Origin of the sequence: Salmonella sp. SAL00653 (assembly GCF_046552515.1) — a bacterium.
GTDB lineage: Bacteria > Pseudomonadota > Gammaproteobacteria > Enterobacterales > Enterobacteriaceae > Salmonella > Salmonella enterica.
In genome coordinates this window covers 66,899-89,827 of the sequence record NZ_JBGDTY010000018.1, presented here as the reverse complement: position 1 = coordinate 89,827, position 22,929 = coordinate 66,899, and the positions used below count along the sequence as shown (strand labels likewise).

Annotated in this window: 23 protein-coding genes, 1 pseudogene and 1 other annotated feature; of the genes and pseudogenes, 12 read left to right on the top strand and 12 right to left on the bottom strand. The window is 50.2% G+C overall.

Features of this window, described 5'->3' with window-relative positions:
- Nucleotides 1–61 precede the first annotated feature (61 nt).
- A pseudogene (locus tag ACLJRU_RS19455) lies at nucleotides 62–506 on the top strand (winged helix-turn-helix domain-containing protein).
- A 16-nt stretch (nucleotides 507–522) separates the two neighbouring features.
- Nucleotides 523–1,056 (top strand): glycoside hydrolase family 108 protein, encoded by a 534-nt coding sequence (locus tag ACLJRU_RS19450; RefSeq protein ID WP_001068132.1) that lies wholly within the window; start codon nucleotides 523–525, stop codon nucleotides 1,054–1,056.
- A gap of 60 nt (nucleotides 1,057–1,116) precedes the next feature.
- On the opposite strand, the gene ACLJRU_RS19445 is transcribed toward ACLJRU_RS19450, so the two are convergent.
- From ACLJRU_RS19445 to dnaK, 4 genes are all read right to left on the bottom strand, one after another.
- A complete protein-coding gene (locus ACLJRU_RS19445) occupies nucleotides 1,117–1,461 on the bottom strand; it encodes a phage holin family protein (RefSeq protein ID WP_001538892.1) in 345 nt (114 codons plus the stop codon).
- 126 nt (nucleotides 1,462–1,587) lie between these two features.
- A complete protein-coding gene (locus ACLJRU_RS19440) occupies nucleotides 1,588–2,535 on the bottom strand; it encodes a LysR family transcriptional regulator (RefSeq protein ID WP_001538891.1) in 948 nt (315 codons plus the stop codon).
- A 279-nt stretch (nucleotides 2,536–2,814) separates the two neighbouring features.
- A complete protein-coding gene (gene dnaJ, locus ACLJRU_RS19435; RefSeq protein ID WP_001119009.1) occupies nucleotides 2,815–3,954 on the bottom strand; it encodes a molecular chaperone DnaJ in 1,140 nt (379 codons plus the stop codon).
- An 85-nt stretch (nucleotides 3,955–4,039) separates the two neighbouring features.
- Nucleotides 4,040–5,956: a molecular chaperone DnaK gene (gene dnaK, locus ACLJRU_RS19430; protein ID WP_001538890.1), complete on the bottom strand. Its 1,917-nt coding sequence runs from the start codon at nucleotides 5,954–5,956 to the stop codon at nucleotides 4,040–4,042.
- A gap of 347 nt (nucleotides 5,957–6,303) precedes the next feature.
- Here dnaK and ACLJRU_RS19425 point away from each other — a divergent pair, with 347 nt between their 5' ends.
- The 3 genes from ACLJRU_RS19425 to satP all read left to right on the top strand — a co-directional run bounded on the left by ACLJRU_RS19425 (nucleotide 6,304) and on the right by satP (nucleotide 8,173).
- A complete protein-coding gene (locus tag ACLJRU_RS19425; protein ID WP_001258090.1) occupies nucleotides 6,304–6,708 on the top strand; it encodes a DUF2541 family protein in 405 nt (134 codons plus the stop codon).
- 35 nt (nucleotides 6,709–6,743) lie between these two features.
- Nucleotides 6,744–7,457 carry an acidic protein MsyB gene (gene msyB, locus ACLJRU_RS19420; protein WP_001538889.1) on the top strand — a complete coding sequence of 238 codons (714 nt, stop codon included), beginning with the start codon at nucleotides 6,744–6,746 and terminating at the stop codon, nucleotides 7,455–7,457.
- Between the two features lie 149 nt (nucleotides 7,458–7,606).
- Nucleotides 7,607–8,173, top strand: coding sequence for an acetate uptake transporter (satP, locus tag ACLJRU_RS19415; protein ID WP_000528527.1), 567 nt, complete (start codon nucleotides 7,607–7,609; stop codon nucleotides 8,171–8,173).
- Between the two features lie 56 nt (nucleotides 8,174–8,229).
- Here satP and mog read toward each other — a convergent pair whose 3' ends face one another.
- Nucleotides 8,230–8,820 carry a molybdopterin adenylyltransferase gene (gene mog, locus ACLJRU_RS19410; protein WP_000380373.1) on the bottom strand — a complete coding sequence of 197 codons (591 nt, stop codon included), beginning with the start codon at nucleotides 8,818–8,820 and terminating at the stop codon, nucleotides 8,230–8,232.
- A gap of 110 nt (nucleotides 8,821–8,930) precedes the next feature.
- Nucleotides 8,931–9,884 (bottom strand): transaldolase, encoded by a 954-nt coding sequence (gene tal / locus ACLJRU_RS19405; RefSeq protein WP_000130175.1) that lies wholly within the window; start codon nucleotides 9,882–9,884, stop codon nucleotides 8,931–8,933.
- Between the two features lie 268 nt (nucleotides 9,885–10,152).
- Here tal and ACLJRU_RS19400 point away from each other — a divergent pair, with 268 nt between their 5' ends.
- On the top strand, nucleotides 10,153–11,583 hold the full coding sequence (locus ACLJRU_RS19400) for an alanine/glycine:cation symporter family protein (RefSeq protein ID WP_001113800.1): 1,431 nt from the start codon (nucleotides 10,153–10,155) through the stop codon (nucleotides 11,581–11,583).
- A 78-nt stretch (nucleotides 11,584–11,661) separates the two neighbouring features.
- On the top strand, nucleotides 11,662–12,435 hold the full coding sequence (yaaA, locus tag ACLJRU_RS19395) for a peroxide stress protein YaaA (protein ID WP_000906175.1): 774 nt from the start codon (nucleotides 11,662–11,664) through the stop codon (nucleotides 12,433–12,435).
- Nucleotides 12,436–12,528: 93 nt separating this feature from the next.
- Here the strand turns inward: yaaA and thrC are convergent, their stop codons facing one another.
- The 6 genes from thrC to yjjY form a co-directional block, all read right to left on the bottom strand.
- On the bottom strand, nucleotides 12,529–13,815 hold the full coding sequence (gene thrC, locus ACLJRU_RS19390; RefSeq protein ID WP_000781110.1) for a threonine synthase: 1,287 nt from the start codon (nucleotides 13,813–13,815) through the stop codon (nucleotides 12,529–12,531).
- Nucleotides 13,816–13,818: 3 nt separating this feature from the next.
- Nucleotides 13,819–14,748, bottom strand: coding sequence for a homoserine kinase (gene thrB, locus ACLJRU_RS19385; protein ID WP_000241685.1), 930 nt, complete (start codon nucleotides 14,746–14,748; stop codon nucleotides 13,819–13,821).
- Nucleotide 14,749: 1 nt separating this feature from the next.
- On the bottom strand, nucleotides 14,750–17,212 hold the full coding sequence (gene thrA, locus ACLJRU_RS19380; protein ID WP_001264678.1) for a bifunctional aspartate kinase/homoserine dehydrogenase I: 2,463 nt from the start codon (nucleotides 17,210–17,212) through the stop codon (nucleotides 14,750–14,752).
- 25 nt (nucleotides 17,213–17,237) lie between these two features.
- Nucleotides 17,238–17,358, bottom strand: a sequence feature (Thr leader region).
- On the bottom strand, nucleotides 17,294–17,359 hold the full coding sequence (gene thrL, locus ACLJRU_RS19375) for a thr operon leader peptide (RefSeq protein WP_001575544.1): 66 nt from the start codon (nucleotides 17,357–17,359) through the stop codon (nucleotides 17,294–17,296). Its footprint overlaps the feature before it by 65 nt.
- A 213-nt stretch (nucleotides 17,360–17,572) precedes the next feature.
- Nucleotides 17,573–18,259 carry a tRNA/rRNA methyltransferase gene (locus ACLJRU_RS19370; protein ID WP_001266780.1) on the bottom strand — a complete coding sequence of 229 codons (687 nt, stop codon included), beginning with the start codon at nucleotides 18,257–18,259 and terminating at the stop codon, nucleotides 17,573–17,575.
- A 399-nt stretch (nucleotides 18,260–18,658) separates the two neighbouring features.
- The gene (gene yjjY / locus ACLJRU_RS19365) at nucleotides 18,659–18,799 is read right to left on the bottom strand and encodes a protein YjjY (protein ID WP_001541509.1); all 141 of its coding nucleotides are present in this window, start codon (nucleotides 18,797–18,799) and stop codon (nucleotides 18,659–18,661) included.
- Between the two features lie 95 nt (nucleotides 18,800–18,894).
- On the opposite strand from yjjY, the gene arcA reads away from it, so the two are divergent.
- From arcA to sthA, 5 genes are all read left to right on the top strand, one after another.
- On the top strand, nucleotides 18,895–19,611 hold the full coding sequence (gene arcA / locus ACLJRU_RS19360) for a two-component system response regulator ArcA (protein WP_001194359.1): 717 nt from the start codon (nucleotides 18,895–18,897) through the stop codon (nucleotides 19,609–19,611).
- Between the two features lie 266 nt (nucleotides 19,612–19,877).
- Entirely contained in the window at nucleotides 19,878–20,192 is a 315-nt protein-coding gene (locus ACLJRU_RS19355) for a hypothetical protein (RefSeq protein WP_000749515.1), read from the top strand.
- A 384-nt stretch (nucleotides 20,193–20,576) separates the two neighbouring features.
- Nucleotides 20,577–21,248, top strand: coding sequence for a winged helix-turn-helix transcriptional regulator (locus ACLJRU_RS19350; protein WP_000811630.1), 672 nt, complete (start codon nucleotides 20,577–20,579; stop codon nucleotides 21,246–21,248).
- Nucleotides 21,249–21,586: 338 nt separating this feature from the next.
- On the top strand, nucleotides 21,587–22,132 hold the full coding sequence (locus ACLJRU_RS19345; protein ID WP_000482239.1) for a fimbrial protein: 546 nt from the start codon (nucleotides 21,587–21,589) through the stop codon (nucleotides 22,130–22,132).
- 70 nt (nucleotides 22,133–22,202) lie between these two features.
- Nucleotides 22,203–22,886: a fimbrial biogenesis chaperone SthA gene (sthA, locus tag ACLJRU_RS19340; protein WP_000680523.1), complete on the top strand. Its 684-nt coding sequence runs from the start codon at nucleotides 22,203–22,205 to the stop codon at nucleotides 22,884–22,886.
- The last annotated feature ends 43 nt before the right edge of the window (nucleotides 22,887–22,929 follow it).

Sequence of the window (22,929 nt, the reverse complement as noted above, 5' to 3'; positions counted from 1 at the left end):
ATTTCTCATACAATATAGTCACCACAGACAACCAGGATGTACATTTCTAAAGGAAGACGTTATGAAAACTTATATCATTAATAGCAATTGCATTTACAATGAAGGTAAATATGAACTGAGGACGGTCTCAAATTCACAGGTTATTAAAATGACTGCGATGAGAGCCAAATGTCTCAGTTTCATCATCGATGAATGCTCATCTGGAGATTATCGAGCGACAAAAAATAACCACTGCGTTATGGGGAAGTCGAAGCCATTATGTTAATGATGCAAATCTAACGCAGATTCTCTATTTAATCAGACGTGACCTTAAAGCGCTTGGTATTAACGATCTTTTTATTACCACTCCAAGACAAGGTCTCAAAGTGAATAGTGATATCGCCATTATCGCGACGGATAGCGAAACAAAGGGAAGAAAAAAACAGATTGTACGGCAAACCATCGCCGCCCTGACGACCGTATTTTCAGTAACGTTAGGTTCTCTCATGTATCTGCATATTCACTAAGCGAAGGAAAGGGAAGATGAATCCAATTATAGATGGAATTATTGCGCTTGAAGGCGGTTACGTATTTAACCCTAAAGATAAAGGCGGCGCCACCCATTGGGGCATTACCGAAGCCACGGCGCGAGCGCATGGCTATGCTGGCGATATGCGGGATCTGACCCACGCTGAAGCCTACGCGATTCTCGAAGAGGATTACTGGATAAAACCAGGTTTTGACGTCATCTCGACGCTATCGTGGCCAGTCTCCTTCGAGCTGTGCGATGCGGCAGTCAACATAGGCGCTTACCACCCCAGCGCGTGGCTGCAACGCTGGTTGAACGTCTTTAATCACGAAGGTAAACGCTACCCGGATATTCATGTGGATGGCAATATTGGCCCGCGGACGCTTGCCGCTCTCGAACATTATTTGGCCTGGCGAGGCCAGGAAGGGGAAGCCGTTTTGGTGAAAGCCCTCAATTGCAGTCAGGGCACGTACTACTTAAACGTTGCTGAGAAAAACCACAATAACGAACAATTTATTTATGGCTGGATCAAGAATAGAGTGACCTAGACCAGGCTGAAAAAAGACGCGTAAAAGGCTCACGGATGAGCCTGATACTGCAAATGATAATTAATCTGAATTATTACTTTCGATAATTTTTTTAATCCGCCGCCCAAGAATCTTTAAGATCGGACTCGCGAAAATACCGCCTAAGCCTGCCGCCAACAGAACAATGTTGAAACTGCATTCTTTTTCGATCGCAATCGCGCTTAACAAGAAACTGGTGAAGCAGGAAATCACGATCTGCGTTAAGCAATATTTAATACTTTCATGAGAACTATTATATTCTGTCTTATCTTTGCGTAAAAGATAGCTGACAAAGCCTCCCCACGCGCCAATCGAAATAATAGTGAGTAAGATCTCTAGCTCCAATAGCACAACTTCCGTTGTCGACACATGGTTGGGAATAGACATTTTAACACTCCGAAATCATTATAAATGAATAATTAACACAAGGAGTGTAAGCGCCCTGTCAGGAGGGTAAAAATCAAAGCACATCATTTAAAACCATATTAAATCAAAGCGTAAAAATGAGGTGTATTAGCGACGGAAGGAGGAAAGTGTTTGTAACATACTTACCATCTCATTAATCGTCGATATATTTCTACTATTTTTATTCCAGGATGCATAAACCTGAACTGACTTCAAAGCCAGTTCGGGCGGAGGCTGAATAAATTTAATGTCATATTTACGATGATTTTTATAAAAAAGCGCTAATTTCAAAGGCATCAATGCAATCAATGAGGTTCGTTCGATCATGCTCATCAAACCGTTAAGCGAATCACTGCGATAGCCGACAATACGCCTGCCAGTATAGTAAAGCTCATCCTTAAATAATTCACTATCATGATATATCACTGAAGCCCCCATCCCCGGCTGATATAACGCATGACGCGAAGAATAAAAATGATGTAGCGACAGTTGTGAGAGGATACTCAGCATGTGTTTACTGCTGCAGATACAAACAAATGATTTAAAACTATCAATGATTTGATTCTCTATGCCGGACTCCAGCAAAGGTTCGGCACTAATCAACAGATCGCCTTGCGCAGTAAACAGAAGTTCGCTGATATGCTCCCGACTCATATTTCTGACAGTGAAATGATTTATCAAAATACGGTCAAATATATCGCTGTTATAGAGCTGAGAAAGATAATAGCTTTCAACAATATCACTGCCTAATAACGTTATCTGGAACGCTTCATCTTTTTTGCTATTACAGAGAAATGTGTCATCCACCAGTTTCATCACCTGACTGAAATTTTGGTGAATGTCGACAGCCTTAGCTGTGGGGATGAGCCCGCCTTTCCCTCTGCTAAACAGTTCTTCCGGGTAATAACTCTGCAGGCGCTTTAACGCCAGAGAAACGGCAGCCGGTGTAATGCCTAACTTTTTTGCCGCCATAGCCGCATTTCCTGACAAAATAACAGCGTCAAGAATTTTGATTAAATTATAATCAAAGCTCTTGTTGGCACCTTTCGATCCCATTCGCTGTCTGCCTCCGGAAACTAAAAAAAGCAATATAGATAATACTCAAGATAAATCAATTCACAGCATCTAAAAAAGCAATCATTAATGTCATCACATCACGTTTTTTTAAAGAATAAGCGTATACAAAACTGCTGATTAACATCAATTTGTTTATCAGTAAAAACAAAATATCAACAAATGAGAGGATACGATGCGTTTAACAGAAGCCTGGGCGCGTACAGGCAGAAAAAAGCCCGGATATACACCCGGGCTGAAGAAAAATACAACGGGAAAAGATTAGCGAGTCAAATCGTCAAAGAATTTTTTCACGCCGTCAAAGAAGCTTTTTGAACGCGGGCTGTTTTTCTCTCCCGTCGGGCCGCCAAAACTTTCCTGAAGATCTTTTAGCAATTGCTTCTGTTTTTCGCTCAGACCGACCGGCGTTTCAACTACCACACGGCACAGCAAATCGCCCTGCGCGCCACCGCGTACGGACTTCACGCCTTTGCCGCGCATACGGAACAGCTTGCCCGTTTGTGTTTCGCTCGGTACTTTCAGCATCACGCGACCATCTAACGTCGGCACTTCAATTTCACCGCCGAGCGCCGCCATCGCAAAGTTGATCGGCACTTCGCAATAAAGATTATTGCCTTCACGCTCGAAAATAGGGTGTTGTTTCACCTGGACCTGAACGTACAAGTCGCCTGCCGGTGCGCCATGCTCGCCCGCTTCGCCCTCGCCTGCCAGACGAATACGATCGCCGGTATCCACGCCCGCCGGGATTTTAACGGACAGAGTTTTACTCTTTTCAACACGCCCATGACCGTGACATTTATGGCACGGATCTTTGATCAGCGTACCGCGGCCCTGACAGTGTGGGCAGGTCTGCTGTACAGCAAAGAATCCCTGGCGCATCTGTACCTGACCAGAACCATGACAGGTCGGACAGGTTTGCGGTTGCGTACCAGCTTTCGCGCCGCTGCCGTGGCAAACGTCGCACTCCTCCAGCGTCGGAATACGGATCTCTTTGGTCACGCCACGCACCGCTTCTTCCAAGGTGAGATCCATGTTATAACGCAAATCAGCCCCACGCGCCGCACGTTGGCGACCACGCCCGCCGCCAAAGATATCGCCAAAAACGTCACCAAAGATATCACTGAAATCAGCGCCGCCATTAAAGCCGCCGCCAAATCCGCCGCCCATACCGCCTTGTTCAAACGCGGCGTGACCATACTGATCGTAGGCTGCGCGTTTTTGCGCATCGGTCAGCACTTCGTAGGCTTCTTTAATCTCTTTAAACTTAGCTTCGGCCTCTTTATCACCCTGATTGCGGTCCGGATGATATTTCATGGCCAGGCGCTTATACGCCTTTTTGATTTCACGCTCTTCCGCTGTTTTGGAAACGCCTAAAATCTCGTAGTAATCTCTTTTCGCCATCTCTTTTTATCTGCCCTTAACATGCATACACGGGCGGAGAGGAAACCTCTTCGCCCGTGCCAGTAATTACCCGTTCAAAGGGCGATTATTTTTTATCTTTTACTTCTTCAAACTCAGCGTCGACAACGTCGTCATCTTTCGCGTTGTTTGCAGAAGCCTCAGCGGAGCCAGCCTGCTGCTGCGCATGTTGCTGCTGAGCGATTTCCATCAGTTTCTGGGAAACCTGCGCCAGTTCCTGCATTTTCGCTTCGATAGCGGCTTTATCTTCGCCTTTCAGGGCAGTTTCCAGCGCGTTCAGGGCAGACTCGATAGCGGTTTTGTCATCAGCCGGCAGTTTATCGCCTGCTTCTTCAACCTGCTTACGGGTGCTGTGCAGCAGATGGTCGCCCTGGTTACGGGTCTGGACCAGCTCTTCGAACTTACGGTCGGATTCAGCGTTCGCTTCTGCATCGCGAACCATTTTCTGAATTTCTTCCTCGTTCAGACCAGAAGACGCCTTGATAGTGATCTTCTGCTCTTTACCGCTATTTTTATCTTTCGCGGAGACGTGCAGGATACCGTCAGCATCGATATCGAAGGTGACTTCGATCTGCGGCATACCGCGCGGCGCCGGGTTGATGCCATCCAGGTTGAACTGACCCAGAGATTTGTTATCAGACGCACGCTTACGCTCACCCTGCAGCACATGGATGGTTACCGCAGACTGGTTGTCTTCCGCAGTAGAGAACACCTGGCTGTGCTTGGTCGGGATGGTGGTGTTTTTGGTGATAAGCGGAGTCATCACGCCACCCATCGTTTCGATACCCAGAGACAGCGGGGTAACGTCCAGCAGCAGTACGTCTTTCACATCACCGGTCAACACGCCGCCCTGTACCGCTGCGCCGATAGCCACAGCTTCGTCCGGGTTAACGTCTTTACGCGGCTCTTTACCAAAGAACTCAGCCACTTTTTTCTGCACCATTGGCATACGGGTCTGACCGCCAACGAGGATCACGTCGTTGATATCAGACACGGATAGGCCAGCGTCCTGCAGTGCGACTTTCAGCGGCTCGATAGAACGGTTCACCAGATCTTCAACCAGGCTTTCCAGTTTCGCACGAGTCACTTTGATGTTCATGTGTTTCGGACCGGTGGCATCTGCGGTAATGTACGGCAGGTTCACGTCGGTCTGCTGCGCAGAAGACAGCTCGATTTTGGCTTTTTCTGCGGCTTCTTTCAGGCGCTGCATGGCCAGCGGATCGTTACGCAGGTCAATGCCCTGATCTTTCTTAAACTCGTCAACGAGGTAGTTGATCAGGCGGGTATCGAAGTCTTCACCACCCAGGTGGGTATCACCGTTGGTTGCCAGAACTTCAAAGGTTTTTTCGCCATCAACTTCGTCGATTTCGATAATAGAGATATCGAAAGTACCACCACCGAGGTCGTAAACCGCGATAGTACGGTTGCCGACTTCTTTATCCAGACCGTAAGCCAGCGCTGCGGCAGTCGGTTCGTTGATTATACGTTTAACTTCCAGCCCCGCGATACGACCAGCATCTTTGGTAGCCTGACGCTGCGCATCGTTAAAGTAAGCCGGTACGGTGATAACCGCTTCAGTTACCGGTTCGCCCAGATAATCTTCAGCCGTTTTCTTCATTTTCTTCAGCACTTCGGCAGAAATCTGCGGCGGCGCCATTTTCTGACCTTTCACATCAAGCCATGCGTCGCCGTTGTCGGCGCCGATGATTTTGTACGGCATGATAGAAACGTCACGTTGAACTTCTTCGTCCTGGAAGCGGCGGCCAATCAGGCGTTTAATCGCAAACAGGGTGTTTTGCGGGTTTGTCACTGCCTGACGTTTAGCCGGCTGACCAACCAGAGTTTCACCATCCTGGGTATAAGCAATGATAGAAGGCGTAGTGCGATCGCCCTCGGCGTTCTCCAGCACGCGTGCCTGCGTTCCATCCATAATCGCTACACAAGAGTTGGTAGTACCCAGGTCGATACCAATAATTTTACCCATCTAAACGTCTCCACTAAAAATTCGGTCATCATGTGGTTGTGAATCTGTAATAAGGGCGAAACGTGCGGTTTCAACTACCCTGAATCGTTTTTTTTCAGACTCACCACTGCGGTTGACTACAAGATGGGGTCGTAACCCACGTCATCAAGGGGGAGATGAAAAAATTTTTTAGTGACGAGAGGGCGCGATGGAAAACCAGACAGATAAATATTCATGAAATAAATTAAAAAACGAATACTATTCACAGAAAAATTGTAATAAAAAGAAAATATTACAAAACTGAATCGTTGCCATGAGCAGAGTATGATAGACGGTATTGCTTATTGAACCCGTCAAAGAGAAATTCCATGCGATCTGTGTTAACGATTTCCGCCAGCCTGCTTTTCGGCCTGGCGTTAAGTAGCGTCGCGCACGCGAACGACCATAAAATACTGGGTGTTATTGCCATGCCCAGAAATGAAACGAACGATCTCACGCTGAAAATTCCCGTCTGCCGCATCGTGAAGCGCATTCAACTCACGGCGGATCACGGCGACATCGAACTTAGCGGCGCATCCGTCTATTTTAAAACTGCGCGTAGCGCCAGCCAAAGCCTGAACGTCCCTTCCTCAATCAAAGAGGGCCAGACAACAGGCTGGATCAATATTAATAGCGATAACGACAACAAACGCTGCGTATCAAAGATTACCTTCTCAGGCCATACGGTAAATTCTTCCGATATGGCGAGACTTAAAGTCATTGGCGACGATTAATCGCTGTTATTTCTATTCCAAAAGCCAGACTGAAAATGAACGTCACCTATTTACACGACGAGGATTTAGACTTTCTTCAGCATTGTAGCGAAGAACAACTCGCCGATTTCGCCCGTTTGCTGACGCATAACGAAAAGGGCAAGGCTCGCTTGTCGAGCGTCCTTAGTCATAACGAACTGTTCAAAGCGATGGAAGGTCACCCGGAGCAACACCGCCGTAACTGGCAGCTCATTGCCGGCGAGTTTCAGCATTACGGCGGCGACAGTATCGCCAACAAATTGCGCGGACACGGAAAACAGTACCGCGCGATTCTGCTGGATGTCGCAAAACGGCTAAAACTCAAAGCAGATAAAAGCATGTCGACGTTTGAAATAGAACAGCAACTGCTGGAGCATTTTTTACGTCATACCTGGCAGAAGATGGACGCGGCGCATAAGCAGGAATTTCTGCAAGCCGTAGACGCCAAAGTTTCTGAACTGGAAGAACTGCTGTCGCTGCTCATGAAAGATCGCAGTCTGGCAAAAGGGGTCTCCCACCTGCTTTCCACCCAGCTTACCCGCATTTTGCGTACCCATGCCGCAATGAGCATCCTGGGCCACGGATTGCTGCGCGGCGCAGGTCTTGGCGGCCCGGTCGGCGCGGCATTAAACGGCGTCAAAGCGATGAGCGGCAGCGCGTATCGCGTGACTATTCCGGCGGTCTTGCAAATAGCCTGCCTGCGACGAATGATGGCAGCCGTTCAGGCGTGAATGCCCTCACTGGGGGAAATATTTTCTTTTCCCCCTTATTAGATCATAGACAGTCCTCTTCCCCCTGATTATTATGCCGCGCCCCGAATACGGAACTCGTTATTCTGGGAAACTATTTCACCATTCAATTATGATGATTTTGAGGAATTATGGGCAACACTAAGTTGGCTAATCCGGCACCGCTGGGCCTGATGGGCTTCGGCATGACCACCATTCTGCTTAACCTGCACAATGCCGGTTTTTTCGCCCTGGACGGTATTATTCTGGCGATGGGGATTTTCTACGGCGGTATCGCGCAAATTTTTGCCGGTCTGCTGGAGTACAAAAAAGGCAATACCTTTGGTTTAACGGCCTTTACCTCTTACGGTTCGTTCTGGCTGACGCTGGTCGCTATCCTGCTGATGCCGAAAATGGGTCTGACGGATGCGCCTGACGCTCAGCTACTCGGCGCTTATTTAGGTCTGTGGGGCGTGTTCACGCTGTTTATGTTCTTCGGTACGCTGAAAGCCGCCCGCGCGCTGCAATTTGTTTTCCTGAGCCTGACCGTACTGTTCGCTCTGCTGGCGGTCGGCAATATCACCGGTAACGAAGCAACTATCCATATCGCAGGCTGGGTTGGTCTGGTTTGCGGCGCCAGCGCTATTTATCTGGCGATGGGTGAAGTGCTAAACGAGCAATTTGGCCGCACTATTCTGCCAATCGGCGAGGCGCACTAAATCTCTTTTATTCCTCCCGCACCGGGAGGAATAACCCTACTATCAGTATTTTCCGGTCAGGACGACATATTCTCACGTCTGGCGCTCTTCGGACGGAAAGCGGCAACCACTTCCGGCGCGGTTTCGACATACGGCCCGTCAAGCAGCTGTATGCAATACGGCACGCTCGCAAAAATGCCCGGCACGCTAACGCTGCCATCGTCCGCTTTTACGCCTTCCAGCGTTTCTTTGATCGATTTTGGCTGTCCAGGCAGATTAAGAATTAACGCCTGTTTACGGATAACGCCCACCTGGCGGGAAAGAATGGCGGTCGGCACAAAGCGCAGGCTGATCTGGCGCATCTGTTCGCCAAAACCAGGCATTTCACGGTCGGCGATGGCAAGGGTCGCGTCCGGCGTGACGTCGCGACGCGCCGGACCGGTACCGCCAGTGGTCAGCACCAGATGACAGCTCATCTCATCGACCAGTTCACACAACGTTTGCTCGATAATTTCCTGTTCATCAGGAATTAAGCGCCGTTGGACCTCGAAAGGCGTGGTCAGCGCAGAAGCGAGCCACTCCTCAAGCGCAGGAATGCCTTTATCCTGGTAAACGCCGCTGGAAGCGCGGTCGGAGATAGAAACTAAGCCAATACGTAAGGTATCCATAATTATTCCGTTTAAACAGTCTCGTTAAACAGAATGATACACTGCGAAAGGAAGGACAGACAGGTTTCAGAAGAGGTAGCGTGACCCATATCAGGGCCACGCGTTAATGATTACAGCAGATCGCCGATCATTTTTTCCAGTTTTTCCTGGTCTACCGCAAACTTACGGATACCATCCGCCAGTTTGTCAACCGCCATAGGGTCCTGGTGATGCTGCCACAGGAACTCGGCTTCGGTAATGCGTTCCGGACGCGCTTTGACTTCGCCGGAGAAAGAGAGCTTACGCTCAATCGCCCCTTCGCTTTCCGCCAGTTCTTTCAGCAATGCCGGCGCGATAGTCAGACGGTCGCAGCCCGCCAGCTCCAGAATTTCGCCTACGTTACGGAAGCTTGCGCCCATAACGACGGTTTCGTAACCATGCTGTTTGTAGTACTCGTAGATTTCCGTTACGGAAACCACGCCCGGATCTTCAGCTGGCGCATAGTCTTTCTTGTCGGTATTGGCTTTATACCAGTCAAGAATACGACCTACGAACGGCGAGATCAGGTAGACGCCAGCTTCGGCGCACGCACGCGCCTGCGCGAAGGAGAACAGCAGCGTCAGGTTACAGTTGATGCCTTCTTTTTCCAGCTGTTCGGCTGCGCGAATGCCCTGCCAGGTGGACGCCAGCTTGATCAGGATACGATCGTTGCTGATACCCGCATCATTGTAGAGTTTAATGATACGTTTTGCTTTGGCGATAGACGCTTCAGTGTCATAAGACAGACGCGCGTCAACTTCGGTAGAAATACGCCCCGGCACCAGCTTCAGGATTTCCAGGCCAATATTCACCGCCAGCTTATCGGTCGCGTCAACAACCTGCTGCGCGCGGTCGCTGCTCTGCTGTTTCGCCCAGGCGACAGCATCGTCAATCAGCTTACGATATTCCGGGATTTGCGCTGCGTTAAGAATGAGAGAAGGGTTAGTTGTAGCATCCTGCGGCTGGTACAGCTTCATTGCCGCGATATCTCCGGTATCAGCCACTACGGTGGTGAACTGACGAAGGGAGGTCAATTTGTCCGTCATGATAGAGTTTCTCTTTAAACAGCTTGTTAGGGGATGTAACCGGTCTACCCTGATGATAACACGACGCACTCACAGCGCAACCGCCTACATGCACCTGGCTGCCCTTGTGCACTGTTTGCGTATCTGCCGACGGTTGATGCGCAATTAAAGGATACCGCCGTATTTATGGTAAACTGCCGTTAATATTAGTCTGACAAGGTCATCTACATCATGGGTCACGCTTATACAGGATCATCAAAGCGTGACGGCATCAACAAGAGGGACGTTAATGCCTGAGTTTTTCAGTTTTATTAACGAAATACTCTGGGGCTCGGTAATGATTTACCTGCTGCTCGGCGCAGGATGTTGGTTTACCTGGCGTACCGGATTCATTCAATTTCGTTATATTCGCCAATTTGGCCGCAGCCTGAAAGGCAGCCTTAGCCCGCAGCCAGGCGGCCTGACGTCATTTCAGGCGCTGTGTACCAGCCTCGCGGCGCGGATTGGCAGCGGTAATCTGGCCGGCGTGGCGCTGGCTATCGCCGCAGGCGGTCCCGGCGCGGTATTCTGGATGTGGGTCTCGGCCATCATTGGCATGGCGACCTCCTTCGCCGAGTGTTCGCTTGCCCAGCTTTATAAAGAACGCGACCCGACAGGCCAGTTCCGCGGCGGCCCGGCGTGGTATATGGCGCGTGGGCTGGGAATGCGCTGGATGGGCGTGGTTTTCGCCCTCTTTCTGCTCGTCGCCTACGGGTTGATTTTTAATAGCGTGCAGGCGAATGCCGTCTCACGCGCGCTCCATTTCGCCTTCAACATTCCGCCGCTTATCTCCGGCATTGCTCTGGCGTTCTGTGCCCTGTTAATTATCATCCGCGGCATCAAAGGCGTCGCCCGCCTGATGCAATGGCTGATTCCCATCATCGCGTTATTGTGGGTCGCCGGCAGCGTATTCATTTGCCTCTGGCATATTGAGCAAATGCCTGGTGTTATCGCCTCGATAGTCAAAAGCGCATTTGGCTGGCAGGAAGCCGCGGCAGGCGCAGCCGGATATACGCTCACCCAGGCTATTACCAGCGGTTTTCAGCGTGGGATGTTCTCTAATGAAGCGGGAATGGGGTCAACGCCTAATGCGGCCGCAGCGGCAACGTCGTATCCCCCTCACCCTGTCGCGCAGGGGATTGTGCAAATGATTGGCGTATTCAGCGACACCATTATCATCTGTACCGCCAGCGCGATGATTATCCTGCTGGCGGGGAATCACGCGTCCCATTCGTCAACAGAAGGCATTCAGCTTCTCCAACATGCAATGGTTTCGTTGACCGGTGAATGGGGCGCCAGTTTTGTCGCGCTTATCGTCATTCTGTTCGCGTTCAGTTCTATCGTCGCCAACTATATTTACGCCGAGAACAATCTGTTTTTTCTGCGGTTACATAACGCAAAGGCCATCTGGCTATTACGCCTTGCGACGCTTGGCATGGTCATCGCCGGTACGCTCATCAGTTTTCCGCTGATATGGCAGCTTGCTGACATGATCATGGCCTGTATGGCTATTACCAATCTGACGGCGATTTTGTTGCTCTCACCGGTGGTGTATACCCTCGCCGGCGATTATCTGCGACAACGGAAACTGGGCGTAAGACCGCAGTTCGATCCGCGGCGCTTCCCGGATATCGAACCACAACTGGCGCCAGATACCTGGGAGGCGGCATCGCGCGATTAAGCCGACAATCGCAACCATCGGTCAACTCTGCGGCGTTTTTTTGCTAAAGTCGCAGAAAATTCCCTGCAAGGACTGGATATGCTGATTCTGATTTCACCTGCAAAAACGCTTGATTATCAAAGCCCGCTGGCCACGACCCGCTATACCCAGCCGGAGCTGTTGGATCACAGCCAGCAGCTTATTCAACAGGCCCGCCAGCTTTCGGCGCCGCAAATTTCCAGGCTGATGGGAATTAGCGACAAACTGGCGGATCTCAACGCCACGCGTTTTCATGACTGGCAGCCTCATTTTACGCCGGATAATGCACGCCAGGCGATTCTGGCGTTCAAAGGCGATGTTTATACTGGCCTACAGGCGGAAACGTTCAACGACGCGGATTTTGATTTTGCTCAACAACATCTGCGTATGCTCTCTGGCTTGTATGGCGTATTGCGCCCGCTGGATTTAATGCAGCCTTATCGTCTGGAGATGGGGATTCGCCTGGAGAATCCGCGCGGCAAAGATCTTTATCAATTCTGGGGCGATATCATTACCGATAAGCTCAACGAAGCGCTTGAGGCGCAGGGCGATCGGGTGGTAGTGAATCTGGCCTCCGAGGAATATTTTAAATCGGTGAAGCCGAAGAAACTGAATGCCGAACTGATTAAGCCCGTGTTCCTTGATGAGAAAAACGGCAAGTTTAAGGTGGTAAGCTTCTACGCCAAAAAAGCGCGCGGACTGATGAGCCGTTTTATTATTGAAAACCGCTTAACGAAGCCGGAACAGCTTACCGCGTTTGACCGTGAAGGGTATTTCTTTGATGAAGAAACCTCCACACAAGACGAGCTGGTCTTTAAACGCTACGAGCAGTAACGGCATCGCCGGATGGCGGTTACGCCTTATCCGGCCTACAAATCGACACCACCCCATAGGCCCGGTAAGCGACAGCGCCACCGGGCGCAATGGTTACTGGCGGGTCATCATCAGCTTACGCAGGGCGGCAAAATCCGCAGGCAGATGATGTGAAAGCAGCGGCAGATCGGCGCGTTCGGCGAGCGCTTCAGGCAAGGCCAGCGTTTCTCCCAGAATGGACTCCACGCTTTCTTTAAACTTCGCCGGATGCGCCGTTCCGAGAAACAAGCCATACTCGCCAGGGTTTAACTGGTCGCGTAATGCCCGATACGCTACCGCCGCATGAGGTTCCGAGATATAACCTTTCGCTTTCAGCTCGCGCATCGTCTGTTGTGTCGTAGTGTCATCCACCGCCGCATAGCCCAGCTCAGTCAGACGCCAGATTTTACGGCGGAATAGCTCCTCCACGCGCGGCCAGTTATTCGGCTGGCTGACATCCATCGCATTCGACAGGGTCGCCTGCGTCGCTTTCGGCGCCCACTTTCCGTCATGCAGAAAACGCGGCACCGTGTCGTTGACGTTGGTGGCGGCGATAAAACGTTTCACCGGTAGGCCTAACGACTTCGCCAGCAGCCCTGCCGTCAAATCGCCAAAGTTGCCGCTGGGGACGGAGATCACCAGTTGGTTACGCGCCCCCTGCGGCAGTTGCGCCACGGCTTCAAAGTAGTAGCAAATTTGCGCCAACAGGCGGCTGATATTAATCGAATTAGCCGAATTCAGCCCCAGCGCCGTTTTCAGTTCTTCGTCATCAAATGCCTGTTTCACCAGCGCCTGGCAAGCGTCGAAATCGCCGTCGATCGCCACGGTTTCAATGTTGCCGCCCAGCGTACAGAACAGTTTTTCCTGCAACGGACTGATTTTACCGCGCGGGTAGAGAATGACGACCCGCACATTTTCCAGGCCATAGAACGCGTGAGCCACCGCCGCGCCGGTATCGCCTGACGTTGCGGTCAGAATCGTCACCGGTTTGTCGCCGCTGATATGCGTCAGCATTTGCGCCATAAAACGCCCGCCGAAGTCTTTAAAGGCCAGCGTCGGACCATGGAACAGCTCCAGGCAGCCGACATCGCTTTCTACCTGCGCTACCGGCGCCGGGAACGCAAACGCCGCGCGGACGCGCTCTTCCAGAATTTGCTGCGGTATTTCATCGCCAATAAATGCCGAGAGAATCTTTGCGCTACGGCTGACAAAGTCCTGGTTGAGCATCTCATCAATTTCCGTCAGGCTAAACTCCGGCAGTTCGTGCGGAAAAAAAAGTCCCTGCTGTTTGCCCAGTCCTTGCGTGACGGCCTGCGCAAAGCTGACCTGCTCATTATGGTCTTTCAGATTATAGAGTTTCATTGATTATCCCACTACTCGTGCGCCCGCCGTATCCAGCCGGCAAATATGAACGAAGCCTTCCTGATTTTGCAGATAATGTTTGCTCAGCCAGTCCGCGACGCGCTGCGCCGTCTCCGGTTTATCGCATAGCGCAAACAGCGTCGGCCCCGACCCGGAAATCCCGCTCGCCAGCGCGCCGATCTCCGACACCGCCTGTCGCGCCTGGCTAAAGCCCGGCAGTAAACGCGCGCGGTATGGTTCGGCAATAACATCTTTCATCAGCGCGGCGGCAAGCTGCGGCTGCCGCGAGTAACAGGCGTGAATAAAACCGGCCAGATGCCGTCCATGCGCAATGCAATCCTGACGGCGATACTGCGCAGGTAAAATGGCCCGTGCTTCTGCGGTAGAAACTTTAATGCCCGGATAAGCCAGTACCCATAGCCACTCATCAAAGCCCGGCACCTGCTGACTAATAATGCCGTTTTCTTCAATCATCAGCTGCATACCGCCAAGAAAGCACGGCGCGACGTTATCGTAATGGATGCTGCCGGAGATACGGCCTTCCAGCTCGCCCATCAGCGCCAACAGACGCGTGTCGTTTAACGGTTTGCCGCAGTGCTCATTCATCGCGACCAGCGCGGCGACGACGGAACAGGCGCTGGACCCTAACCCGGAACCAATCGGCATATTTTTTTCCAGCGTCATCGCCACCGGGATGGTTTTCCCCAATGCCTGGCAAAAACGTTCCCAGCACTGATAAACAATATTTTCACGCGGCTCCGGCGGCAGTTTATCGGCAAATCGCCCCAGGTTATGCAGACGGAAATGGTCCGCTGCTTCAACGGATACCACATCGCCCAGCAACGTGCCGTCAACGGGTGTGACGGCCGCGCCCAACACGTCGAAACCGACGCTCATGTTCGCGCTGGAAGCCGGGGCATACACTTTCACCATGTTAAACTCCTAACTTCCATGAGAGGGTTCGTAACAGATCGGCAAACACGCCCGCCGCCGTCACATCATTGCCTGCGCCGTAGCCGCGCAGCACCAACGGCAAGGGCTGATAATAGTGGCTGTAGAACGCCAGCGCGTTTTCACCGTTTTTCACTTTGAAGAGCGGATCGTTACCATCAACTTCGGCAATCTTCACGCGGCACACGCCATCCTCTTCGATATTGCCCACATAGCGCAATACCTTACCTTCATCACGAGCTTTCGCCACACGGGCGGCAAACGCGTCGTCAAGCTGCGGCAGATGCGCCATAAAGGTGGTCACATCGCCGGAGGCGTCAAACTCGTCCGGCAACACCGGTTCAATCACAATATCGGAAAGCTCCAGCTCGCGGCCCGTCTCGCGGGCGAGGATCAACAGTTTCCGCGCCACATCCATACCGGAAAGATCGTCGCGCGGATCGGGTTCGGTATAGCCCATCTCGCGCGCCAGGGCGGTCGCCTGTGAGAGACTCATCCCCTCTTCCAGTTTACCGAAAATAAAAGAGAGCGACCCGGAAAGAATGCCGGAAAATTTTTGCAGTTCATCACCCGCATTCAGCAGGTTTTGCAGGTTTTCGATTACCGGCAAACCGGCGCCGACGTTGGTGTCATACAAGAATTTGCGCCGTGATTGCGCGGCGGCGAAACGTAGCTGATGGTAGTAGTCCATCGACGAGGTGTTCGCTTTCTTGTTTGGCGTCACCACATGGAACCCTTCACGCAGGAAGTCGGCATACTGGTCGGCCACCGCCTGACTGGAGGTACAATCAACAATCACCGGATTGAGTAGATGATATTCTTTCACCAGGCGAATTAAGCGTCCCAGATTGAACGGCGCGTTCGCTTGCGCCAGTTCCGCCTGCCAGTTGTCCAGATTCAGGCCATGCACATTGGTTAGCAACGCCTTTGAGTTCGCCACACCGCACACGCGTAGATCGATGTGCTTGTTCTTCAGCCAGGTTTGCTGACGTTTAAGCTGTTCCAGTAGCGCGCCGCCGACGCCGCCGACGCCAATGACAAACACTTCAATCACCTGATCGGTATTGAACAGCATCTGGTGCGTTACCCGCACGCCGGTGGTGGCATCGTCGTTATTCACCACCACAGAAATGGAACGCTCAGAAGATCCCTGAGCGATCGCCACGATATTGATATTAGCCCGCGCCAGCGCGGCGAAGAATTTCGCTGAAATGCCGCGTAGCGTGCGCATACCGTCGCCGACAACAGAGATAATCGCCAACCGCTCCGTAACCGCCAGCGGCTCCAGCAGCCCCTCTTTCAGCTCCAGATAGAACTCATCCTGCATCGCACGGCGGGCACGCGCGCAGTCACTCTGCGGCACACAGAAGCTGATGCTGTACTCAGAGGAGGACTGGGTAATGAGCACCACCGAGATCCCGGCGCGAGACATGGCGGCGAAAACACGCGCCGCCATCCCAATCATCCCTTTCATTCCCGGGCCGGAGACGCTAAACATCGCCATGTTGTTAAGGTTAGAGATCCCTTTAACCGGCAGATTATCATCGTCGCTGGACGCGCCGATCAGCGTTCCTGGCGCCTGCGGATTGCCGGTATTTTTAATCAGACAGGGGATCTGGAACTGGGCGATAGGCGTTATGGTGCGAGGGTGAAGGACTTTGGCGCCGAAGTAAGAGAGCTCCATCGCTTCCTGGTAGGACATCGATTTCAACAGCCTGGCGTCCGGCACCTGGCGCGGGTCACAGGTATACACGCCATCGACGTCAGTCCAGATTTCACAGCAGTCAGCGCGTAAACAGGCGGCCAGCACGGCGGCGGAATAGTCGGAACCATTACGGCCCAGCACCACCAGTTCACCCTTTTCATTACCGGCGGTAAAGCCCGCCATCAGGATCATGTGATCGGCCGGGATCTGGCTGGCGGCGATACGGCGAGTCGATTCCGCGATATCGACGGTAGATTCAAGGTAATGGCCCACCGCCAGCAATTTTTCTACCGGATCGATCACCGTGACGCGATGTCCACGCGCCTCCAGGAGTCCCGCCATAATCGCGATCGACATTTTTTCGCCACGGCAAATCAGCGCGGCGTTGATGCTGTCCGGGCACTGACCCAGCAGGCTGATACCATGCAGAACATGTTTGATCTGAGCGAATTCTTGTTCGACAACCATTTTCAACCGTGCAAGCGGGAATCCCGGCTGCGCGCTGGCAAGTCCTGCGAGCAGGTCAGAAAAAATACGTTCGGCATCGCTGATATTCGGCAAAGCATCCTGACCGCCGATAGTTTTTTCAATCATCGCCACCAGATGGTTGGTAATTTTCGCGGGGGCGGAAAGTACGGTCGCTACCTGCCCTTGCCTGGCATTGCTTTCCAGAATATCGGCAACACGCAGAAAACGTTCTGCATTTGCCACTGATGTACCGCCGAACTTCAACACTCGCATGGTTGTTACCTCGTGATCTCTGGTCGAAAAAAAAGCCCGCACTGTTCAGGTGCGGGCTTTTTTCTGTGTTTCCTGTACGCGTCAGCCCGCACCGTTACCTGTGGTAATGGTGATGGTGGTAATGGTGGTGGTGCTGATGCGGTTCATGGATGTTGTGTACTCTGTCATTTTTATTTGTCTGTCTTGTATTCCTATATTGGTTAAAGTATCTGCCCGCCTAAGTCAATAAATTTTTAAATTGATCACATTCCGAAACTTGTTCATGTGCTGCTGGCGATATATTTATTTTCGACCAATTCCCCCTGTCACGGTCTCTTGCAACCAGACGTAATCTCTTATTATTTTAAAAATTACAGCACGTTATTTTGTTAGTTTTTTTTCAATATCATGGACCAAACGGTGCAACATTACCGTATCTCGCTGTCCCAGCAGGCCGATTCGCTGTTGTAGCCAGTCGGTTAATTTGTGGTCATCGGCCGCCTCCAGAGTCGTTAGCAGGCGTAAAAGGCGCGCGCGTAACGCCTGTAACTGCGATTCATCAGCAATATCAACGGATTCTGTGGTCTGTTGCATTAAACCTGCTAATTGATAGCAATACACCATGACCGCCTGACCCAGATTGAGCGAAGGGTAATCCGCCGCCATCGGCACGCCGGTCAATACATCCGCCAGCGCCAGCTCGTCATTGGTCAAACCGGAATCCTCACGGCCAAAAACCAGCGCGGCATGACGCATCCAGCGTGATTTTTCCTGTAATAAGGGAACCAGTTCAGCGGGCGAAGCGTAGTAATGAAATTTTGCCCGGCTGCGGGCTGTCGTCGCGACGGTAAAATCCACATCGTGGAGCGCGTCGGCAAGGGTGCGAAAAACCTCAATATTATCAATAATATCTCCAGATCCATGTGCGACCCAACGGGTGGCGGGCTCCAGGTGCGCCTGGCTGTCGACAATACGCAGGTCAGTAAATCCCATGGTCTTCATAGCCCGGGCGGCTGCGCCAATATTTTCCGCTCTGGCGGGAGCGACAAGAACAATTGTGACACGCATTTCATTACTCTTTTTGACTAATTTACAGGAAATTAGCTGGCGTTTGTAAGCATATTACGCTTCGCAAATTTACAAAATTTTAACGGATATCACTGAAAAAGCATTTTTGATTTCGTAAAAGACGCTACACTATTGCGTATCTGTACTATTGCTGTTTATGTTAACAGAACATCGTTATCCTGCTGTTTATTTAGGATAATTTAATTTAAAATAGATCCTGTTCTTTGGATTCATCACATTTATTAGTTGGCTTACGTAACTAGTTGGAATATTGCAAATTTGTGATGAAAGCTAGCATTTAGCTACGATGATTTCATCAAACTGTTAACGTGCTACAATTGAACTTGATATATGTCAACGAAGCGTAGTTTTATTAGGTGTCCGGTACGTCTTAGCCTGTTATGTTGCTGTTAAAATGGTTAGGATGACAGCCGTTTTTGACACTGTCGGGTCCAGAGGGAAAGTACCCACGACCAAGCTAATGATGTTGTTGACGTTGATGGAAAGTGCATCAAGAACGCAATTACGTACTTTAGTCATGTTACGCCGATCATGTTAATTTGCGACATGCATCAGGCAGGTCAGGGACTTTTGTACTTCCTGTTTCGATTTAGTTGGCAATTTAGGTAGCAAACATGCAGACCCCGCACATTCTTATCGTTGAAGACGAGTTGGTAACACGCAACACGTTGAAAAGTATTTTCGAAGCGGAAGGCTATGATGTATTCGAAGCGACAGATGGCGCGGAAATGCATCAGATCCTCTCTGAATATGACATCAACCTGGTGATCATGGATATCAATCTGCCAGGGAAAAACGGTCTCCTGTTAGCGCGTGAACTGCGTGAACAGGCTAACGTTGCGCTGATGTTCCTGACGGGCCGCGATAACGAAGTCGACAAAATTCTCGGCCTCGAAATCGGCGCGGATGATTACATCACCAAACCATTTAACCCACGCGAATTGACCATCCGTGCCCGCAACCTGCTGTCCCGTACCATGAACCTGGGTACCGTCAGCGAAGAGCGTCGTAGCGTTGAAAGCTACAAGTTCAACGGTTGGGAACTGGATATCAACAGTCGTTCACTGATCGGCCCGGACGGCGAGCAGTATAAACTACCGCGCAGCGAGTTCCGCGCGATGCTTCACTTCTGCGAAAACCCTGGCAAAATTCAGTCGCGCGCAGAGCTGTTGAAGAAAATGACCGGGCGCGAGCTGAAGCCGCATGACCGTACTGTTGACGTTACCATTCGTCGTATTCGTAAGCATTTCGAATCCACGCCGGATACGCCGGAAATCATCGCCACCATTCACGGCGAAGGTTATCGCTTCTGCGGCGACCTGCAGGATTAATTCGGCCCAGGCGCCAAACCGTAAAAACAGCCGGTAAGTTATTCTTACTGGCTGTTTCTTATGTCCCCCTTCCGCTAAGCGGCCTCGCTTTCCCTCCTGACCTGCCGTTATGACGTACTCTTTTACATAAAAATTGTCGTATAGCGCTGTTTATCTCAGCTTGCGAAAGTTAAGGTAGTTTGTGTATTTACATTAAAGAGTAATACACGGGATTTGTTAGTCCCCAAAAAATAAGGGGATGCTCACAGGACGTGAGGTTTCACAGGATGAAAAAATCACCATTATGCTGCTACCTGTTTTGTGCAGCGATGTCAGCTTCATCAGCCGCGCTGGCTGCTACCGCGCCGGTCTCCGCAGGCGTTATTCATTTCAAAGGCCAGATTGTCGAATATGGTTGTAATCTTGCGCCTCACGATCGCAATATCGAGGTATCATGTTTGCGGAATAATATCCCCCATTTGCAGACAGTCGCCACACCGTCTGGAAACGCTATTTCGTTGATGAATGGAATCGCCACGGTACGGCACGTGTCGTTAAAAGATCATCCGGAGATTCAAAGCCTGATCGTCCAGTACCGCTAACCGCTTATGGCTCCCGCCGGGAGGAGCTCCGGCAGGCGGCGATTTCGCTCAGTAAAACGCCGCCCGCCTGCATTTTGTACTTTTCTCTCATTCGTATCCTCCAATAGCGATGTTCATCGCTTCGCTATCCTGTACGCTCTACGCGCTCGTTAAGCACGGTGCCTATGATAGCTGTCATAAAATGATTGCAAATAAAATCATCACATTTACTATGGTTAACCTTACAAACAGCGTTGTCGCTCATGCATTGATAAGGTGAATACATTGACTTAAATATTCTTGTTGGCTATTTTTATTTACTTAATTATAATTTCAAGTGAATATTAAATTTATCTTTACCTTTTAATAGTCAACCACTTTATCAGCCATAATAATGGGGAAGATATGAAGCAGTTAAACGGCGGGAATGTGTATCGTCCCACAGGGAAAGAAAAAAACCTGCAAGCCATTTTAAATATTCATCGGCACTTTATTCAAAACATCTCCCCTGTCACTATTACGGCCGGTAAAACACTGGATATCAAGATTGATAATCAATCCCACATCCTGTTAATCACTAAAGGCGCTATTAAAGTATGTCGGCGTATCGACAGCATTGTAATGGGCTGCGGTGTCTCACCAATGATTTTAGGCCTTGTAGATGCCTATGCTGACTTATACCAGTTAGAAGAGAATTCAGACGTCTTTTTTATCGCCGAAACCACCTGTGAATATTATCCTGTCCCAGTAAAAGATTTTGTGGAAATAGCCGATGAAAAGCATCTCTGGCGTGACATTTCGAACATCCTGATGTACCGCATTGCTTTCATGACTAACCGTGACAGAAATCTTATCGGGCAGGACGCCTATAGCCAGATAAAAGCGCTGTTACTTGAACTGTGGTCGTATCCTGAAAGCTCACGATTTGAGATCAACGCACAGAACTTCATACAGCAGAGAACCGGGCTTTCACGCAGCCGTATCATGCAGGTACTTTCAGAACTAAAAGCGGGGGACTATATAAAAATACTGCATGGAAGACTGTTAGAGCTTCGAAACCTGCCGGTTTCATTTTAAACGGACAAGCGTCGTATATTATTAAAAATAAAGCAATATAGAGTTAAATAAATCCTCCAGGAAATAATAACTATTATCAAAAAAGAGATCTTGCTCTATAAATCCAGTCATCAACCATACTTCTTTAGTGGTATTTTATTAAACTTTGTTACCGGGTCCGAAACTGGACTGCCGTTCAATATTGCATCAGAATTTTTATTGAGTTCATAGTTGATATACGTAGAATAGCCGCCTGCTTATCTACAGAACAGAAAGAAGCGCATACAGAGTAAAATATAATATTTTATTTTATATGGCTATCTTTATTTTTCAGCGAATAGAATCAGGCAACAATTAATATGTTTAATAAGAAAATTATCATCCTGGCAATGTTAACTGCCGTAGCATCCACACCGGTATTTGCCCAGAACACGATTACGTTCAATGGCAAAATTTACGATCAGGCGTGTACGGTTCAGGTGAATGGCTCCACGGATACCACCATTGATTTGGGTAATTACAGCAAAGAACGCATCGCGGAAAAAGGCGCCACAACCGATTACGTGCCGTTTACCGTAAGCCTGGTTAGCTGCCCAGAAGCAGGGACTGGCGTACCAACCCAGGCCATGTTCCGCTTCCACGGCGCAACAGATGATTCCAACCCAACGTACTTCAAAAACGCGGACGAAGGATCGGAAACGGGCGCCGCGGGTGTCGGTATTTCTATTCAGAACGCTTCACATAGCGATGTAACAGATAACACGGATGATGCCGCAGTAAACCTGCCAACCGACGGCTCGACAGCAGACTTTACCTATTACGCCGCCATGGCAAACGATGGTTCCGCAACCGTAACCGGTGGAGATGTTAGCACTCAGGTTACGTATACCGTTTCGTATCAGTAAGGCATTCTCATCCTGATGTGGACAGGCAGGATGCCAGTCCATAGCGTAAAACATCTTTACAGAGTAAAAAATGAAACACATAAAGAAATCCGTGTTGGTCGTATTACTGACAAGCCATGTTGCCCATGCCAGCATTGTTGTTGGCGGAACCCGACTGGTTTTCGACGGCAATAATGATGAGTCGTCAATCAATGTAGAGAATAAAGACAGCAAAGCGAATCTTGTTCAGTCATGGTTATCGGTTGCCGATCCCCAGGTCACAAATAAGCAGGCGTTTATTATCACCCCGCCTCTTTTTCGCCTTGATGCCGGGCAAAAGAACAGCATTCGGGTTATTCGCTCTGGCGCCCCTCTACCTGCAGATCGGGAGTCTATGTACTGGCTCAATATTAAGGGTATTCCTTCTATTGATGATAATGCCTCCGCGAACCGCGTGGAAATCTCCATTAATACCCAAATAAAGCTTATTTATCGACCGCCAGCATTAACAAAATCAACGCCTGATAGCCAGAGCCAACAATTAAAATGGCAGACGGCAGGTGATGTTATTACCGTAAATAACCCCACTCCCTATTATATGAACTTTGCCAGTGTGACGCTTAACAGCCATGAAGTGAAATCAGCGACTTTCGTTCCGCCAAAATCATCAGCGTCATTTAAATTGAGTTCTACTGCCGCCCCTCATGGCACGGTAACGTGGCGATTAATCAGCGATTATGGGATGAGTTTAGAGCCGCATTCCGGTTCATTCTAGCCATTAACGACTTCATTTTACTTTTACCCTTTCAGGACTTTTA

Excerpts from the sequence above, each read along its gene's own strand:
- ACLJRU_RS19450 (WP_001068132.1), top strand. The coding sequence starts at position 523 with ATGAATCCAATTATAGATGGAATTATTGCGCTTGAAGGCGGTTACGTA.
- ACLJRU_RS19445 (WP_001538892.1), bottom strand. The coding sequence starts at position 1,461 with ATGTCTATTCCCAACCATGTGTCGACAACGGAAGTTGTGCTATTGGAG.
- ACLJRU_RS19440 (WP_001538891.1), bottom strand. The coding sequence starts at position 2,535 with ATGGGATCGAAAGGTGCCAACAAGAGCTTTGATTATAATTTAATCAAA.
- dnaJ (WP_001119009.1), bottom strand. The coding sequence starts at position 3,954 with ATGGCGAAAAGAGATTACTACGAGATTTTAGGCGTTTCCAAAACAGCG.
- dnaK (WP_001538890.1), bottom strand. The coding sequence starts at position 5,956 with ATGGGTAAAATTATTGGTATCGACCTGGGTACTACCAACTCTTGTGTA.
- ACLJRU_RS19425 (WP_001258090.1), top strand. The coding sequence starts at position 6,304 with ATGCGATCTGTGTTAACGATTTCCGCCAGCCTGCTTTTCGGCCTGGCG.
- msyB (WP_001538889.1), top strand. The coding sequence starts at position 6,744 with ATGAACGTCACCTATTTACACGACGAGGATTTAGACTTTCTTCAGCAT.
- satP (WP_000528527.1), top strand. The coding sequence starts at position 7,607 with ATGGGCAACACTAAGTTGGCTAATCCGGCACCGCTGGGCCTGATGGGC.
- mog (WP_000380373.1), bottom strand. The coding sequence starts at position 8,820 with ATGGATACCTTACGTATTGGCTTAGTTTCTATCTCCGACCGCGCTTCC.
- tal (WP_000130175.1), bottom strand. The coding sequence starts at position 9,884 with ATGACGGACAAATTGACCTCCCTTCGTCAGTTCACCACCGTAGTGGCT.
- ACLJRU_RS19400 (WP_001113800.1), top strand. The coding sequence starts at position 10,153 with ATGCCTGAGTTTTTCAGTTTTATTAACGAAATACTCTGGGGCTCGGTA.
- yaaA (WP_000906175.1), top strand. The coding sequence starts at position 11,662 with ATGCTGATTCTGATTTCACCTGCAAAAACGCTTGATTATCAAAGCCCG.
- thrC (WP_000781110.1), bottom strand. The coding sequence starts at position 13,815 with ATGAAACTCTATAATCTGAAAGACCATAATGAGCAGGTCAGCTTTGCG.
- thrB (WP_000241685.1), bottom strand. The coding sequence starts at position 14,748 with ATGGTGAAAGTGTATGCCCCGGCTTCCAGCGCGAACATGAGCGTCGGT.
- thrA (WP_001264678.1), bottom strand. The coding sequence starts at position 17,212 with ATGCGAGTGTTGAAGTTCGGCGGTACATCAGTGGCAAATGCAGAACGT.
- ACLJRU_RS19370 (WP_001266780.1), bottom strand. The coding sequence starts at position 18,259 with ATGCGTGTCACAATTGTTCTTGTCGCTCCCGCCAGAGCGGAAAATATT.
- yjjY (WP_001541509.1), bottom strand. The coding sequence starts at position 18,799 with ATGACTAAAGTACGTAATTGCGTTCTTGATGCACTTTCCATCAACGTC.
- arcA (WP_001194359.1), top strand. The coding sequence starts at position 18,895 with ATGCAGACCCCGCACATTCTTATCGTTGAAGACGAGTTGGTAACACGC.
- ACLJRU_RS19355 (WP_000749515.1), top strand. The coding sequence starts at position 19,878 with ATGAAAAAATCACCATTATGCTGCTACCTGTTTTGTGCAGCGATGTCA.
- ACLJRU_RS19350 (WP_000811630.1), top strand. The coding sequence starts at position 20,577 with ATGAAGCAGTTAAACGGCGGGAATGTGTATCGTCCCACAGGGAAAGAA.
- ACLJRU_RS19345 (WP_000482239.1), top strand. The coding sequence starts at position 21,587 with ATGTTTAATAAGAAAATTATCATCCTGGCAATGTTAACTGCCGTAGCA.
- sthA (WP_000680523.1), top strand. The coding sequence starts at position 22,203 with ATGAAACACATAAAGAAATCCGTGTTGGTCGTATTACTGACAAGCCAT.